General features: G+C 58.3%; 17 protein-coding genes and 2 pseudogenes. 10 read left to right on the top strand and 9 right to left on the bottom strand.

Annotated elements, in window-relative coordinates:
* Positions 1–22: 22 nt before the first annotated feature.
* The 8 genes and pseudogenes from AS026_RS04650 to AS026_RS04625 all read left to right on the top strand — a co-directional run bounded on the left by AS026_RS04650 (position 23) and on the right by AS026_RS04625 (position 6,233).
* Positions 23–232 (top strand): cold-shock protein, encoded by a 210-nt coding sequence (locus AS026_RS04650; protein WP_062368753.1) that lies wholly within the window; start codon positions 23–25, stop codon positions 230–232.
* Between the two features lie 425 nt (positions 233–657).
* Entirely contained in the window at positions 658–960 is a 303-nt protein-coding gene (locus tag AS026_RS39300) for a UBP-type zinc finger domain-containing protein (protein ID WP_082728431.1), read from the top strand.
* 16 nt (positions 961–976) lie between these two features.
* Positions 977–2,698, top strand: a complete 1,722-nt coding sequence (locus AS026_RS04645; RefSeq protein ID WP_062368752.1) for an NAD(P)/FAD-dependent oxidoreductase — start codon at positions 977–979, stop codon at positions 2,696–2,698.
* 162 nt (positions 2,699–2,860) lie between these two features.
* Positions 2,861–3,020: pseudogene (locus AS026_RS39295) on the top strand (non-homologous end joining protein Ku); the annotation flags it as partial.
* A 44-nt stretch (positions 3,021–3,064) separates the two neighbouring features.
* Complete coding sequence (locus AS026_RS04640) at positions 3,065–3,757, top strand: GntR family transcriptional regulator (protein WP_245307317.1); 693 nt, start codon at positions 3,065–3,067, stop codon at positions 3,755–3,757.
* An 85-nt stretch (positions 3,758–3,842) separates the two neighbouring features.
* Complete coding sequence (locus tag AS026_RS04635; RefSeq protein WP_063805900.1) at positions 3,843–4,367, top strand: flavin reductase family protein; 525 nt, start codon at positions 3,843–3,845, stop codon at positions 4,365–4,367.
* A gap of 10 nt (positions 4,368–4,377) precedes the next feature.
* Positions 4,378–5,859 (top strand): 4-hydroxyphenylacetate 3-hydroxylase family protein, encoded by a 1,482-nt coding sequence (locus tag AS026_RS04630; protein ID WP_062368749.1) that lies wholly within the window; start codon positions 4,378–4,380, stop codon positions 5,857–5,859.
* Positions 5,856–6,233, top strand: a complete 378-nt coding sequence (locus AS026_RS04625; protein WP_062368748.1) for a cupin domain-containing protein — start codon at positions 5,856–5,858, stop codon at positions 6,231–6,233. Before AS026_RS04630 ends, AS026_RS04625 begins: the two co-directional genes overlap by 4 nt.
* Before the next feature lie 42 nt (positions 6,234–6,275).
* Here the strand turns inward: AS026_RS04625 and AS026_RS04620 are convergent, their stop codons facing one another.
* The 3 genes from AS026_RS04620 to AS026_RS04610 are packed head-to-tail and all read right to left on the bottom strand — an operon-like array spanning position 6,276 to position 10,532.
* Entirely contained in the window at positions 6,276–7,535 is a 1,260-nt protein-coding gene (locus tag AS026_RS04620; protein ID WP_062368747.1) for an adenylate/guanylate cyclase domain-containing protein, read from the bottom strand.
* Entirely contained in the window at positions 7,532–7,921 is a 390-nt protein-coding gene (locus AS026_RS04615) for a response regulator (RefSeq protein WP_062368746.1), read from the bottom strand. The genes AS026_RS04620 and AS026_RS04615 overlap by 4 nt, the downstream gene beginning before the upstream one ends.
* Positions 7,922–7,943: 22 nt before the next feature.
* The gene (locus AS026_RS04610) at positions 7,944–10,532 is read right to left on the bottom strand and encodes a GAF domain-containing sensor histidine kinase (protein ID WP_100248123.1); all 2,589 of its coding nucleotides are present in this window, start codon (positions 10,530–10,532) and stop codon (positions 7,944–7,946) included.
* 715 nt (positions 10,533–11,247) lie between these two features.
* On the opposite strand from AS026_RS04610, the gene AS026_RS04605 reads away from it, so the two are divergent.
* Entirely contained in the window at positions 11,248–11,580 is a 333-nt protein-coding gene (locus AS026_RS04605) for a GYD domain-containing protein (protein WP_062368745.1), read from the top strand.
* Between the two features lie 99 nt (positions 11,581–11,679).
* Here AS026_RS04605 and AS026_RS41945 read toward each other — a convergent pair whose 3' ends face one another.
* The 6 genes and pseudogenes from AS026_RS41945 to AS026_RS04585 all read right to left on the bottom strand — a co-directional run bounded on the left by AS026_RS41945 (position 11,680) and on the right by AS026_RS04585 (position 14,418).
* Entirely contained in the window at positions 11,680–11,892 is a 213-nt protein-coding gene (locus tag AS026_RS41945; RefSeq protein ID WP_160330093.1) for a hypothetical protein, read from the bottom strand.
* A gap of 178 nt (positions 11,893–12,070) precedes the next feature.
* A complete protein-coding gene (locus tag AS026_RS04595; protein ID WP_425349757.1) occupies positions 12,071–13,276 on the bottom strand; it encodes an MFS transporter in 1,206 nt (401 codons plus the stop codon).
* 12 nt (positions 13,277–13,288) lie between these two features.
* Positions 13,289–13,453 (bottom strand): hypothetical protein, encoded by a 165-nt coding sequence (locus tag AS026_RS39290; RefSeq protein WP_205634449.1) that lies wholly within the window; start codon positions 13,451–13,453, stop codon positions 13,289–13,291.
* 126 nt (positions 13,454–13,579) lie between these two features.
* Positions 13,580–13,729, bottom strand: coding sequence for a hypothetical protein (locus AS026_RS43030; protein ID WP_245307319.1), 150 nt, complete (start codon positions 13,727–13,729; stop codon positions 13,580–13,582).
* Between the two features lie 74 nt (positions 13,730–13,803).
* Positions 13,804–13,854, bottom strand: a pseudogene (locus AS026_RS43025) (hypothetical protein); the annotation flags it as partial.
* 111 nt (positions 13,855–13,965) lie between these two features.
* Positions 13,966–14,418, bottom strand: a complete 453-nt coding sequence (locus tag AS026_RS04585) for a DUF411 domain-containing protein (protein WP_062368755.1) — start codon at positions 14,416–14,418, stop codon at positions 13,966–13,968.
* Between the two features lie 144 nt (positions 14,419–14,562).
* On the opposite strand from AS026_RS04585, the gene AS026_RS04580 reads away from it, so the two are divergent.
* A complete protein-coding gene (locus AS026_RS04580) occupies positions 14,563–14,766 on the top strand; it encodes a heavy-metal-associated domain-containing protein (RefSeq protein WP_062368741.1) in 204 nt (67 codons plus the stop codon).
* Positions 14,767–14,771: the final 5 nt, after the last annotated feature.

Raw genomic sequence — 14,771 nt, 5'->3', positions numbered from 1 at the left:
GCAAATCAACCGAGGACTTACATTGGCTACTGGTACAGTGAAATGGTTCAACTCTGAAAAGGGCTATGGTTTCATCGCCCCCGATAATGGCTCTCCGGATGTGTTCGTGCACATCTCGGCAGTAGAGCGTTCCGGGCTTTCAGGCCTCAAGGATGGTCAGAAAGTCAGTTACGAACCGAAGCAGGATCGGCGTTCGGGTAAAACAGCGGCTGAAGATCTCCGCGCACTTTAATTGAAGGCTGCCGCGCGAGACGCGGCAGCCGAAACAACAACAGTAAAATTTATCCGCAAGCAGCGACTTTCAACCACACGCTTGTCAAGGCGGCGACCAGGGGCGGGCAAATATGTTCACCGCTTCGCGCTGCGTCGCGACTTTACCCCCGTTTGCCATGTGCTGAACTGCCAATCGCGTGGCCAAGGCTTTACCCGCAAAGCCAACGTGGGATTGCCCATAATCTTCACCAAAAAGCGCTCGTCTTTCGCAATTTCTGCATTCTTACGTTTCAAATCGGAAGCACACGGTCGAGTGAGGCAATCTAACCCGGCTCAGTTCGATGGACGGCAAGTGAAGCGCTCACCATAACCCTTGCGTATGACTGTCCAAAGTAGCGTTCTCAGGTATGTTACCTGAGATCCAACGATAGGATAGGATTTCAAATGACGCGTTGCAGCCATCAGAACTCCGTTCAATCCGTCAAGCCCAAGACCATGGGGTGTGAAGAATGCCTGGCAATCGGACAAGCTTGGGTCCACTTGCGACTATGCCGTGAATGCGGACACGTTGGATGTTGCGATCAATCAATAGGCAAGCATGCGACGGCGCATTTCCGGAGCACGGGCCATCCCATCATCGAAGGCTACGATCCGCCGGAAGGCTGGGGTTGGTGCTACGTGGATGGGACAATGATTGACCTTCCTGATCAGACCCCTCAGGTCGGACCGATTCCGCAGTTTTATTAGACAGGAGGTTGAGTGCATGGACGTCCACTCTCGCCAAGCCCAGCTGTTTCCCGTCCTGACCCCGTTGCAGATAGAAGTAGCCAAGAGATTCGCCAGCGGAGAGCCAAAGACGTTTGGTCCCGGAGAACAGGTCTCATCGATTGGTGACCGGCAAGTCCCGGCTTGGCTAGTCCTTTCTGGGCGGCTTGATGTCTTCGGGAGAATTGGCTCCCACTCGGAGACCGCAATCGTGTCGCATGGGGTGGGCCACTTCTCAGGCGAACTCAATCAATTGTCGGGACGGCCTGCTATGGCGGCTTCACGGGCTGGCCACCATGGTTGCGTCGCCATCCCCTTTGACGCCACGCACGTCAAGGCGCTCATCATCGGCTCGGCCGAGGTCGGCGAAATCATCATGCGGGCCTACATTCTTCGGCGCGTCGCGCTGATCGACACCGGGAATTCCGGCACCGTGCTGATTGGACACGACGGAAAATCGGATCTGCGTGCCCTTCAAATCTTCCTCTCCCGGAGCGGATATCCCTACGTCGTGGTCGATGCCTCCAGCGAGGGCGAGGGTCACGATCTGGTGGAGCGCCTGGGTATCCAGGACAGCGATCTACCGGTCATGGTCTGCCCAAACGGGACTGTCCTGAAAAAGCCCACCGACGCGGAGGTAGCATGCTGTCTGGGGATTACACCGGAGCTGGACCCGGAGATGGTGTACGACACTGCGATCGTCGGGGCTGGTCCCTCAGGACTGGCTGCGGCGGTCTATGCCGCCTCTGAAGGCCTGAGCGTTATCGTCCTGGACGAGCGTTCCGCAGGAGGACAAGCAGGCAGTTCTTCCCGCATCGAAAACTACTTGGGCTTTCCGACCGGCATCTCGGGCCAAGCCCTGGCCGGTCGAGCACTCAATCAGGCCCTGAAGTTCGGCGCCGAAGTTGCCCTGCCCTTGAGAATTTCTGAGATGTCACCGCCTGTTCCCGGCAGTCGGCGCGATGGTCTAATCAATCTCCGCACGACCGACCGGCGAGCAATAATGGCGAGAACGGTCGTGGTTGCATCTGGAGCACGATATCGCAGACCAAGTATCTCGAATGTCTCAGACTTCGAGGGTGCCGGGGTGTCGTACTGGGCAACGCCCATCGAAGCAAAGTGGTGTGAGAACCGGGATATTGTCGTCGTCGGTGGCGGCAACTCTGCTGGTCAGGCAATCGCCTATTTGGCCCCCAAGGTCAGCCGTCTCCATCTGGTGATCCGAAGAGACCTCGCCGATACGATGTCGACCTACCTGATTGAGCGGATTGCCGCCCTCCCGAATGTCGTAATGCACGTCGGGTGCGAGGTAGCCTCCTTATCGGGGGATGCGTCGCTTCTGGCAGTGACGATCAGAAACTTGAAGTCCGCAAGAGAGACGGAATTCGAAGTCCGCCAGCTTTTCATGTTCATTGGTGCTGACCCTAACACCGGCTGGCTATGCCCGCACATTGCTACGGACCGCGCCGGATTCATCGTGACGGGATCTGCTTTCGATCCCTTCGTCGAACAAGAGGTGGGCCGCGCAGCTCTGGCCCTCGAAACCAGCATACCGAACATTTTTGCCATTGGAGATGTAAGAGCAGGCTCCACCAAGAGGGTGGCAGCAGCTGTGGGCGAAGGTGCGGCGGTAGTCAGCCAGATTCACACAGCTTTGGGATTTCGAGATGGTGACCGCAATCCACCTGCGTTCCCCGAGCCTTCACCCCCGCCGAACTGAGCCTGAACCCGGGAAAATTCCAGCTGCCGCTGAGCCAAAACGGGGTGCACTTCACGGACCGACACCTACAGCTCGCGCGTACCAGGCGCGAAGGAACTCGACTGCATCGTAAGGGCGAGAGCCCCGAAAGCGCAAAGGCCCGCGCAGACCAGAGAAGCAACAAATATAGTCAGTTGTCCGATCCAGACCAGCCTGCTGAGTGAAGCCGAAAAAGATGGCAAAGGGCAAAGCTGCTCCGGCACCCGCATCAAACATCGTCAATATCATGGATGCGTTGAAGAAGAGCATCGAAGCCGACCTCAATGGGCAGAAGGCGGGGTAAGAGACAGTTGACTTTCTCATAGGCATCTTGTATACAACATGTCTATGAGCATGTTGGTGAAGACCCTCTGGGCAAACGAAGGCGGCGACGCCGCTCAGGATGTCGTCTACGCTTGGCTGAAACAGCATGTGCTGACTTTGCCCCGTAATGAGACAACCTTCCTGACGGAGGCGCAGGTCTGTCGAGAAACCGGCGTTTCTCGAACCCCGGTGAGGGAAGCGTTTCTGCGTTTGGAAGCTGACGGTCTATTGAAGATTATGCCCAAGAAGGGCGCGTATATCGCGCCGATCACTGAGGCCGAGATTGACTCGATCATGCAGGCTCGCCGTTTGGTGGAGGAGTGGTGCGCGCAGCAGGCAAGCCGCTTCGGAAGTGCCCTCGCGGACGAATTGGACCGGCTGATCGACCAACAGGACCAAGTGCGAAACGATCGTATTGCCTTCATAGAAAGCGACCGGGATTTCCATCGGGCGATCGTGAGGGCCGCGGGCAATCCAGTTCTCGAGACTTTCTATGAAAGCCTTCGCGATCGCCAGGTTCGAATGGGTGTGCATGCAATCTCGGTCGGAAGTCGCATCGATGAGGTCTTAGCCGAACACCGAAGGATAGCCCAGGCTATACGTGCTGCAGAGGCGGATCGGGCGGTCGCAGCGGTGGGCGAGCATCTGGCACGGACGCTGACCGCGTTGCGTGAGCCTACTTTCGGTAACTGGTCACCCGGTCCGCGAGCGACCTGACGTCCTCGCCACGGCAGAGACTAAGGCAAGTAGTCATAACAGGATAAGCAATCGAATAAATTCAGCCGACATCAAGGGGCCCGACATGGAACCAGTCTTCGACGTGAATGCATTCAGGCAGGCGTTAGGGCAGTTTCCAACGGGAGTGTGCGTGGTCACCAGTGTGATTGGCACAGACAGGCTGGGTGTCACGATCAGTTCCTTCAATTCACTGTCGCTTGAGCCGCCGCTGATCCTCTTTTCCATCGATCGCCGTGCCGCCGGCCTTGCCCAATGGAAACTGGCGCAGGGCTACGCAGTCAACGTCCTGTCGGAAAACCAGGTGGATTTATCTATCCGCTTCTCCAAGGCACTGTCGAACAAGTGGGAAGGCGTTGCCTGTGATCGAGAAACGGAGCACGGGCTCGTGCTCCCCGGAACCGCTGCCGTTTTTCACTGTGCCCCTTGGGCCGTGCATGAAGGTGGCGATCATCTTCTCTTCATTGGTCAGGTGATGTCGGTCCGGTCGTTCCGCGATCGGCGACCGCTCGTATTCAACAAGGGTCGGTATGCTGCTTTGGAAAGCGACATGCCGGACAATGCGTCTTGGCCATTGGCCATGCATTACTGAGGGGGATGACATGTTGAAGACCGGTTCACAGCATATCGAAACCCTGCGTGACGGCAGGCAGGTGTTTATCAACGGCCAATTGGCAGGTGACGTCACGGTCCATCCAGCCTTTCGCCAGACCATCCAATCGGTGGGACACCTCTACGATTTCCAAAATGCCGAGCAGAACCGCAGCCTCATGACCTACGAGGTCGATGGCCTCGGTCCCGCAAGCCGCATCTGGCAGATGCCGGGCAACTACGCGGAACTGGTGGAGCGCCGCCGGGCACTCGAGGCGTGGGCGACATTGCATTGCGGCTTCCTTGGCCGCGCGCCTGACCATGTCGCCTCCTGCTTGGCCGGTATGCTGATGGGGATCGAGGTCTTTCAGACCTACGACCCGAAGCGCGCCGCGGCGTTGGTGGACTATTATCGCTACGCCCGCGAGAGCGACCTCTATCTCACCTATGTGATCATCAATCCGCAGGCCGACCGGTCGAAGAGCGCGAGCCAGCAGCAGGACCGTACACTGACGGCCGGTGTCGTCGACCAGGACGGCGAAGGACTGACCATTCGCGGCGCAAAGATGCTTGCCACCGGCGGCATCATGGCCAACGAGGTTTTAGTCACCTGCATCCAACCACTCTTGGAAGGTGACGAACCCTATGCAGTCTCCTTCGCGATTCCGATGAACGCATCCGGGCTGAAGATCATGTCCCGCAAGTCATATGAGGAGCATGCGACGAGCGTCTTCGACAATCCGCTTGCCAGCCGCTTCGACGAGAACGATGCGATCCTCTATTTCGACGACGTCAAGGTGCCGTGGGACCGGGTCTTCGTCAACCAGGACATCCGCATGTGCCAGCAGCAGTTTCATGCGACGCCCGCGCATGTCCTGCAGAACTACCAGGCGCAAGTCCGTCTGATGGTCAAGATGCGCTTCCTTCTGGGTCTGGCGCATCGGATCGCCGAGGCAAACGGCATCGTCAATTTCCCGCAGGTGCGCGAGACGCTCGGGACGTTGGCCGCTCAGGGCGCGATGGTCGATGCGCTGGTGCATGCAATGGAGATCAAGGGACGGAACCGCGGCAGCTATTTCGTTCCGGATACCCACACACTCTATTCGGCTCAGGTGCTCACGCAGAAGCTCTATCCCGACTTTATCTCGTCATTACGAGAATTGGCCGGCGGCGGATTGATCATGCTGCCTTCGGGTGTTGATGACTACGCCGACCCCATGCTCAAAACTCTGATAGAGAAGACCCAGCAATCGCCCGCCACCAGCGCCGAGGGACGGGTGAAGCTCTTCAAGCTGGCCTGGGACGCAATCGGCTCTGAATTCGCGTCGCGGCATACCCAATACGAGATGTTTTATGCCGGTGCGAACTTCGTCACCAGAAATCACAGTTACAGAACATGCGATTGGCACTCGGGCACCCGAATGGTCGATCGGCTACTCGACTCGTACTCGCTTGAAAGCGAACTTCAGGCTCACAAGGCGGTGGCCGCATGACCTCGTCCAGTGACATCTTCAAGGAGCACCTGGAGTTCCATCAGGTGGACATGAGGCAAGGCTGGCACACTCCGCTCGGCTATCCTCCCGGTATCGAGCAGAAGTTTCTCGCCGGATGTCTCGATGAACCAAACAAAAAGGGCAACCGGACGCGATTGCTTCGCTTTTTGCCGGGCGCACGCACCGAGACGCCGTTCGTGCATGACTATTGGGAAGAGGTCTATCTTCTCGAAGGAGACCTCATCGTCGGCGACACATTGTCGGAAACCACGTCTTATGGCCCCCATACATATGCCTGCCGGCCACCCGGGGCTTTTCATGGACCGTTCAGATCGACGGCGGGCTGCTTGCTATTGGAAATTCATTATTACTAGAGCGCCGTTGGGGAAATTGGTGGCATTCGAAGGGCTCGACGATCAGTGGACATTTTTGAGGTTGATGGTCGTGCTGAATTCGCCGTTCATCAGCCGCTTCAGGTGAAAGGCAGCAAGCGGGTCCTCGGGGTTGCGAGCAACCAGGGCAGCGAATGAAGCTACGGCACGAGGATTGCCGGTTTCCAATTCTTCGAAGGCAACCATGTAAGCCTGCGTTGCGTCGGTGGCATAACTTTCGGCCTCAAGCGGCTCGAAAGCGCGGACCGCCTCCACCCTGCCTCTGAGCAGGAGGTCGCCAACAGGGCGGCCGCAGAACCCCTGCATGCTTGCTGCGAGGCTACCACTCACGCAGATACGCGTGCCAAACGCCTTGTTGGCCGATTCCAAGCGTGCGGCAACGTTGATGGTGTCACCATAGGCGCTGTATTCGAAGAACTTTCCTCCACCGAAGTTGCCGACCACTGCCGTGCCGGAATGCGCGCCGATCCGAGTGTGACCAAGGGTTATTCCCTTCCTGCACCAGTGTTCACGGAAAGACCGTGCGAAGGCGTCAAGAGCGAATGAGCAGGAGATCGCGCGACTGGCATGGTTCGGTTGTTCGACAGGTGCGCCGAACAGCACATGGATTGCGTCGCCAATGATCTTGGCGACGGTACCGTCATGGGCGAACACTATGTCGGTCATGCCAACGATGTAATCGTTGAGGAGTTGCCCGAGTACGTTCGGCTCGATCGTTTCCACCAGCGTGGTGAACCCCGTCAGATCGGTAAAGAGCGACGCAACATCCCTGCGCCTTCCACCAAGATCAAGAGCATCGGCGCTGGTGGCCAGGCGTTCAGCGAGATTCGGCGAAAAATAACGGGAAAGCGATGCACGCGCCGCCTCAGCCGCCGATTGCCTGCACTGCGCCTCACGCAACGCCTCGATGTGGTGGATCGTTTTGACGATCGTCGCCTCTAAGTCGGGAAAATCGATCGGCTTCGTTACGAAATCATATGCGCCGCGATTCATCGCGATCCGGATATTGGCCATATCGCTGTAGGCGGAAACGATTATCGTGGACAAATCCTCGTCCCTCTGCTGAAGCTTCGCCAGCAGGGAAAGACCATCCATGCGCGGCATGTTGATGTCGCTTAGAACGATATCCACGTCGTTGTTGGCCGCAAGCATGGCCAAAGCATCGATCCCGTCGCGGGCAAACAGGAAACGTAGCGTGCCGCCGAGAATCTCCTTCCGGAACTTCTGGACGAGAAGCATCTCCAGGTCCGGCTCGTCATCCACAACGAGTATGCTCGTACTCATGCGGCCCGCCCAATTCGCATGTCGATTTCCTCTCGCAATACGGCAAAGTCGATCGGTTTGGTCAACAGCGCTTCTGCGCCGTCTTCGATGGCCCTTCGCTTCGTTTCCGGATCGCCATAGGCGGTGATCATGATTACCGGCACGTCAGGCCGCAAGTTCCTCGCCTTAGGCAGCAATTCGAGCCCGCTCATCCCCGGCATGTTGACATCGGACAATATGAGAATGAGCGTCACGTCGGCCGCATGTGCGATCCGTTCGAGTGCTGAAGCTGCCGAACGAGTAAACTCCATCAAAAAGCGACCTGCGCGCAGGTCATGGCGGAATTGCTGCTTGAAAAGCAATTCGATGTCAGGTTCGTCATCGACCACCAGTATAAGGAGGCTCATGATTTGCCCTCCGGTATTGCAATCACTGCCGCAATCGCGGCAACCGGATGCGAAACTCGGTATACCGACCAGGCTCCGTCTCCATCTCGATCGAACCGGCATGTTGCTTGACGATGATATCATGGCTGATCGACAGACCGAGGCCCGTCCCCTCGCCGGCAGGCTTGGTCGTGAAGAAAGGATCGAATATCCGCTCGCGCAGCTCCGGCGGAATGCCAAGGCCATTGTCGCGGATAGTGATCTCAACGCTGTCGCCGAGGTTTTTGGTCATCGCGGCAAGCGTCGGCTCATAGCTGTCCCCGCGCTCTGAAGCGGCGCGTTTGCTAGTCGCATAGAAGCCGTTGGAGATCAGATTGAGAAGCACGCGCGTAATCTCCTGCGGATAAAGGTCAACCTCCCCGGCTGTGGGATCAAGCGATTTCTCCAGCGTGATGTTGAAACCCTGCCTTTCGGCTCGAGCCCCATGATAGGCGAGACCGAGGCTCTCCTCGACAATTGTGTTGATATCGGCTGGCCGGTGCTCGCTTGCACCCTGACGTGAGTGCAAGAGCATGTTCTTGACGATCGAATCGGCCCGCTTGCCGTGCTGGATGATCCTTTCGAGATTGCCCTTGAGCATCGCTGTGCGCTCGTCGATCTCAGTGCGCGTCGCGTCGTCGGCTACCGTGCTGTCGAACAGCTGCCGAAGCTCGTCGAGCAATTCGACCGACAGCGCCGAGAAATTGTTGACGAAGTTCAGTGGGTTCTTAATCTCGTGCGCGATGCCGGCCGTGAGTTGTCCGAGCGAGGCGAGCTTCTCCGTCTGGATCAACCTGTCCTGCGCGGTTTTGAGTTCCTCGAGCGAGCGCGACAGTTCCTCCGTTCTCGCCTGCACTTCCTTGAAGAGACGCACGTTTTCAATGGCGATAACGGCCTGGTCGGCGAAGGTCGATGCCAACTCGATCTGCTTGTCGGTGAAGGGCCGTACGGTTGAGCGGGTCAATGCGAGCACTCCGATCGGGCTTCCTTCCCGCAAGAGCGGCACCCCAAGGACGGTGCGAAACCCGCCAAGCCTTTGGGCCTCGGGCATTGCATACTCAAGATCATCAAGGACATCGGCAACTTGGACCGGTCGGACCTCGTAAAGGGTTCGACCAACGATGCTTCCGCGCCCCGGTTCCAGCGGGAGGGCTCGAAAATAGTGGTCGAATTCCTGCGAAAATCCAAAACCCGCGACAGGGTAGTGGGCGTCTCCCATCGGTCGGGTCAATGTAGCCATATCTGCCTCGCAAAGACGTGCAGCGGACGCTACCAGGGTGTCGAGTACTGCCTGCAGATCAAATGCCGAACGGCTGATGACCTTCAGGACGTCAGCCGTCGCGGTCTGTTGCGCCAGCGCCTCAGACAGCTCTGCCGTTCGAGCCTTCACTTCGTCGAACAACCGCACGTTCTCGATCGCAATGACGGCCTGGTCGGCAAACGTCTGGATGAGCTCGATCTGCTTTTTGGTAAACGGCCTGACTTCGGTCCGGCGAATGACGAGGCCACCAATTGCTTCACCCTGCCGCAACAACGGAACGGCCAGAATTGTCCGGTGGCCCATCCGTATCGCCATGTTGTATCCGTCCGGAAAGTCGTTGGGCGCGGCTGCGAGATCAGGCACATGGACGGGGTTTCGATCAACCACGGCTCGCCCGGTCGCCCAGCCCCGTGATACCGGCCAACCAGGGAAGTCGATTGGAATCGGGCCATGGTGTGCTTGCAGATGGAGCATGTCTCCCTGTTTCAGGAATATCGCCGCGTCGTGAGCCTCGCACAGCCGCTCGGCGGATTCGACAAGGGTATCAAGGACGGTCTGGAGGTCAAAAGCGGACCGACTGATGACCTTGAGAACATCCGCCGTTGCCGTTTGCTGTTGCAGTGATTCTTTCAGCTCGAGGTTCCGCTCTTCCAGATCCGTAAACAGCCGAGCATTCTCGATGGCTATCCCTGCCTGGTCGGCGAAGGTCTTGAGGAGTGCGATCTGGCGATCAGGAAACAACCCAGGATCGGGCCGTGCAACGACAATGGTTCCGATCGGGACATCCTCGCGCATGATTGGTACAGCTACCAGGCTTGTATAGTTCGCGGATTGAGCGCCGACGACGATATGGGCCGTGTATTCGGGATCGACGCGCCAGTCCTCTATCTGCTCCACCGATCGGCTGAGGATCGAACGCCCGGCGGTACTGCCTCGATGCGGCGGGGCTGGAGGCACAGCTGCTTCGGGTACCAGCCCGTTATGCGCCACGAAATGCAACAATTCGCCATCATAGCGAAACACGTGGCAATATTGAGCGCCGCAAAGTCGGGCGGCACGCTGCGCGATCGTGTCGAACACCGGCTGTACATCGGCGGGCGAAGTTGAGATGGCGCGAAGTATCTCGCTTGTTGCCGCCTGCCGTTCGAGTGCCTCGGCAAGCTCGCGCTTCAGCAGTTCGACTCGCTGTCTAACGATGACGCTTGTTTCCTCTGTGTTGCACCCCTCCAATGCACTGTCCCCCATGATCCTGCCGAGCGTGCTGCCGTCTTCCACTACGGCGTGCGCCCGACATCCAATCCCCATGGTGCCTGCAAGGCGAGAATACTCCATCTAAACAATTGTGACGAGGTTCCGGTGCGAACTTCCCTACCGACTTCGTGACGTCTGCTTTTGGCGTTGACGTGCTTCGTCCTGGGCGGGGAAGTGTCCGCCCTGTCGCCGTGATCTCCGCCTGTGGCGGTCTGCTATCAGTCTAGCGGGACCAATGTAGCGGGCGGTCTGTTTATCGACGGCCGCCAGTATGCCAGAGCCGAAAATTGCGATCATTCAACCAAAACACGCCTTCGACTCAGAGCGCCACCGGTTGTTGCCGCGAAGGAAAGCAAGCCCCAAACGAAGAGTGCCCCATCGACCTGCAGTGGCGATCGCGCATCTAGGCTATTTTCGCGATAAACTTGTGGCCCGCAGTTTGGCGTTCAACGAACCATGAAAGCTACCTGTCACCCCCGCTGAGTGAGGGCAACAAGAAGAGCCGGCCATGAAGATCGTAAGCGAACCCGCTATCGACCAGAAAGAGACACCCGCTATGCCGGGGCGTCCCCTAAGCGGTCCAAAGCCTTAGCGTGCAACACCTTCGGACGCGACGGCTGGTGGTGTCGTCATTTCAAGGCTCGCCGCGGTGGCGATCATGCTCACTGCGCGCTGCCGAATTGTGCGCGACCAATCTCTCCGCAGCCCAACCCAACGCTCGTCTAACGCCAAGTTTTTTGAGATAGTGAGCATGGCAGATCACCTGATCTGCCCAGTTGATGAGGGAGGATGTCCTATGCCACTGTTCATAACCACAGGGTGTTATACAACCACGTCAGCGAAGGGAATGATTGACAGTCCATCGGACCGAGAAAAGGCGGCCCGCGGCATCATGGAAGCAGCGGGCGGGAAACTGCAATCTTTCTACGTCACGACCGGCGAAAATGACTGGATGGCAATCACGGAATTCGACGATGGTGCTGACTTGGTCCCGGCACTGCTCGTCATCGGCGCATCGGGAGCCGTATCGAATGTCAAAACCGTGCGAGCCTACACGGGCTCGGAATTCAAGGCTGCGCAAGAGAAGGCGGGTACAATCGCATCTTCCTACAAGCCCCCGGCAAAATAAGCAGACCACTGGTTGAAACAACTCTGGCAGCGGAGGTTCGAACCGCTGCCAGAGCGTCAGCAGTGACAGCTGGAAGGCGCTCCGGGTTTAAAGCCTTGGTCACAGACTGGATTCATTGGCCGCTTGCGATCCCATCATTCGAGGAGTGAGAAATAGATTGGTCGTCGGCGCGGTAGCCTCGGCGTTCTGCTTACTCACTACCTTTGGAATGGATTGCTTTGCCTTCGATGAGACTGGAGCCGCCGGAGATGGCGCAAGGGTCGTAAGGTTAAAGAGTGCAGCGACCGCTGCAACCATGAAGGCGCGGTTCATTGGCATTCTCTTTTTCGAAGAATACACAGCCCGGCTCATCGGGTGTAGACGCAACATGAGGCTCCATTGGCGGCAAGGAACTCGTCCCGCGTTCCACGCCTACAGGGTCAGCCGGCCAGTGATGAACTTCATATGCCAACCGCTTCATGCGAAACCAATGCGACCCGATGTGTCCGCGCTATCGCATCTCCTCCGGAGGCTTCACGTGCCGAAACTTGCGCAGCAGTAGCAAGTCATAGACGATCTTGAGCGCCGCGCAGATGAGGAACGGCCAAGCCCGATAGGATGCGGCGAATAGAGCGCCAGCGAGCGCGGGACTGGCCGCCGCCGCAAGGCTGCGCGGCACGGACGTAAAACTGGCCGCCGCCGCTCGCTCCGCGTCCGTCACCACAGCCATCACGTAAGACGAACGCGTTGGCACGTCCATCTGCGAGAGCGCAGCCCTTACCAGCAGAAAGCCAAGAGCCAAGGTCAAGCTCGGCGCGAGGGCCGCGAGGGCGAGCGCAATGCTGGATGGGATGTGGGTGAAGACCATGGTGTTGACGAGGCCTATGCGCTTTGACAGCCGCGCTGCCACCGGAAAAGAGAATGCAGAAAGGATACCCGTCCAGAAGAAGAATACGCCCGCCTGCGAAAGCGAAAGCTCGAAACGCTCAAAGAGCCACAGAGCCAGCAGCGACTGGACGGCGAATCCCCCCGCGAACGCATCGAGGCTGAAGAGCGCGGCAAGCTTTACGACAATCGCGCGCGATGGGCCGAGAGGTGCCGGCTTATCGAGTTCGCGGCTCGGTGGGCGCGGCGGAATACGGGAGTAGAACAGGCCGCCGAGAAGCCCGAGCATAGCATAGAGAACAAACATCAGCTTGATCGCCGTCAGTTGATCGAGGCCGAGTTTCGTCATCAAGTCGGGCGTTGCGGCGGCGAGTCCTCCGAGGGCACTCGCGAGCGCCCCGATGAGACTGTAGTTCGCGAACATGCTCGTGCGCTGACGATCCGGCGTCTCGCGCGCAAGAACTGCGTGTTCAAGCGGCACGAAGACGCTGACGCTACCTGCGGACGGGTTCATCGTGCCGACGAAGGCGATAGCCAGAAGCGGCAGGTAATCGCTGGCGGAGGACATCGCGACGCCTGTCGCCACCATCCACACGGCCGCCACCAGAAGGAGCGCGCGAAGGTCAAGACGCGCGCCGATCAGGCCCACGCAGATCGTCAGAAGCGCTGAACCAAACAGCGAAGCCGTCGCGACAATACCCACCTGCAACGGGGAAAACCCAAGACTGAGCAGGTAGACAGGTAGCAGGATCGCTACAAAAGCATCCGCGAAGTCGCGCAAGGCTCTGGATGCGAAGACGCAGTTAGCCGGTGTGAATGCAGTGGAGATCATCGCTTTCACGCGCTAGACCAGTCCGTAGATCGTCTCATACAGGATGCCGAGGACCGAGCAAGCCACTAGGACCGTCAGCATGCCGACCTTGAAGCGGAACGCGGCGATAACAGCTGCCGTCGTGAGCACCAGCGAGGGGATGTTGACCGAGCTAAACACGGGAACATCCACCGTCATGCCAAACCCGCGTGCTTCGTAAAGGGTTCCGCCTCTCCAAACGAGATGCCTTGGGACGGCACGTCGGCTGGCTTCGTTTCGCGGTGGCGGAATGTTTCCGTATCGTACATTTGCTGCTGTCCCATGCTAGCCGCGCGTGGCGCGGAAATACTGATAGAGGTTGCCGAAGACCGGCCTGCCCTGCGCAATCCGCTCGTCGTCCTGGGGATTGGCGGCGCAGATTTCCGGCGATCCGGCTGGCGATTCCGGCCGCCTCCTCGCGCCCGAACTTCGCATCCTTCAAGTCGATGTCGTGCGATCTCGGCGATGGCCTGCAAGGCAGGATCGGCGATGCCCGCCCTGGTGCGGAGGACCTCGAAACTGCAGCGATCTCCTTCGTGGGTGATTTCGCCTTCGAACATGTCTGTGCGTCGCCGATTGAAAGTCAAGGCGGACCGCCAGATAACCCTCATCGCAGCGCTGTTTTTCGGCGCTGTGATGATCCTTATCGGTTGGCATGCAGTTGTGAGCCGCTAAGCCTTCCGCATGCGCATGAACAATGTAGGCTTCATGTCCGGTTTGCTGAGGCTGTAGACTGCGTAGGAGGCATTGGGATCATCCCCCATCCCCAGCGATCCGGCTGGCATGCCAGGTACCGCAAGACCGGCAATCTGCTGCCGTTCGTTCATGATCTTTTGGACAGCCTGCAGTGGAACGTGCCCTTCGAAGAAATAGTCGCCAACAACGGCCGTATGGCAACCTTGCATATTTTCGGGGATGCCGAGCCTTGCTTTCACTGCAGTGAAATCCTCATTGCGAACGACTACGTTGAAATCAGCGTCGGCCATGGCTCGACCCCAGGCCTCACAGCAGCCGCAACTTGGGTCCTTGTAAAGGTCCATCTGGATCTGTGAAGCACGCGCGGGGCCAATCAAAGCGGCAACTGCACCGGTCGCGGCGAGACACATAAAAGCTCTGCGTTTCATCTCGTTTTCCTTTTCCATCATCCATAAATCGGGTGCCAGCGACTCCCTGTGTGTATTTCTCGGCCACGAATGCGGTTTGGCCCCTTGACCTTCCAACCATGGGAAGCGCCACATGTTACAGGTCACTTGGATTGGAGACCTTCGATGTACGAATTCAACATCCAGAACATGACCTGCGGCCACTGTGCGGGCACGGTGGAAAAGGCAATCAAAGCCGCCGATCCCACCGCTCAGGCCAAGGTCGACCTCCCGACCCGGACGGCTAAGGTGGAAACGGCTCTCGACCCTGCCACTATTGCGGCGGCTCTCGAGAGCGCGGGTTACCCGAACACCTTCACCTCTCTCTAGCCCTC

Source organism: Rhizobium altiplani, from assembly GCF_001542405.1.
Classification (GTDB): Bacteria; Pseudomonadota; Alphaproteobacteria; order Rhizobiales; family Rhizobiaceae; genus Rhizobium; species Rhizobium altiplani.
The sequence above is the reverse complement of the archived record's forward strand: the minus strand, read 5'-3'. Positions and strand labels throughout refer to the sequence as shown.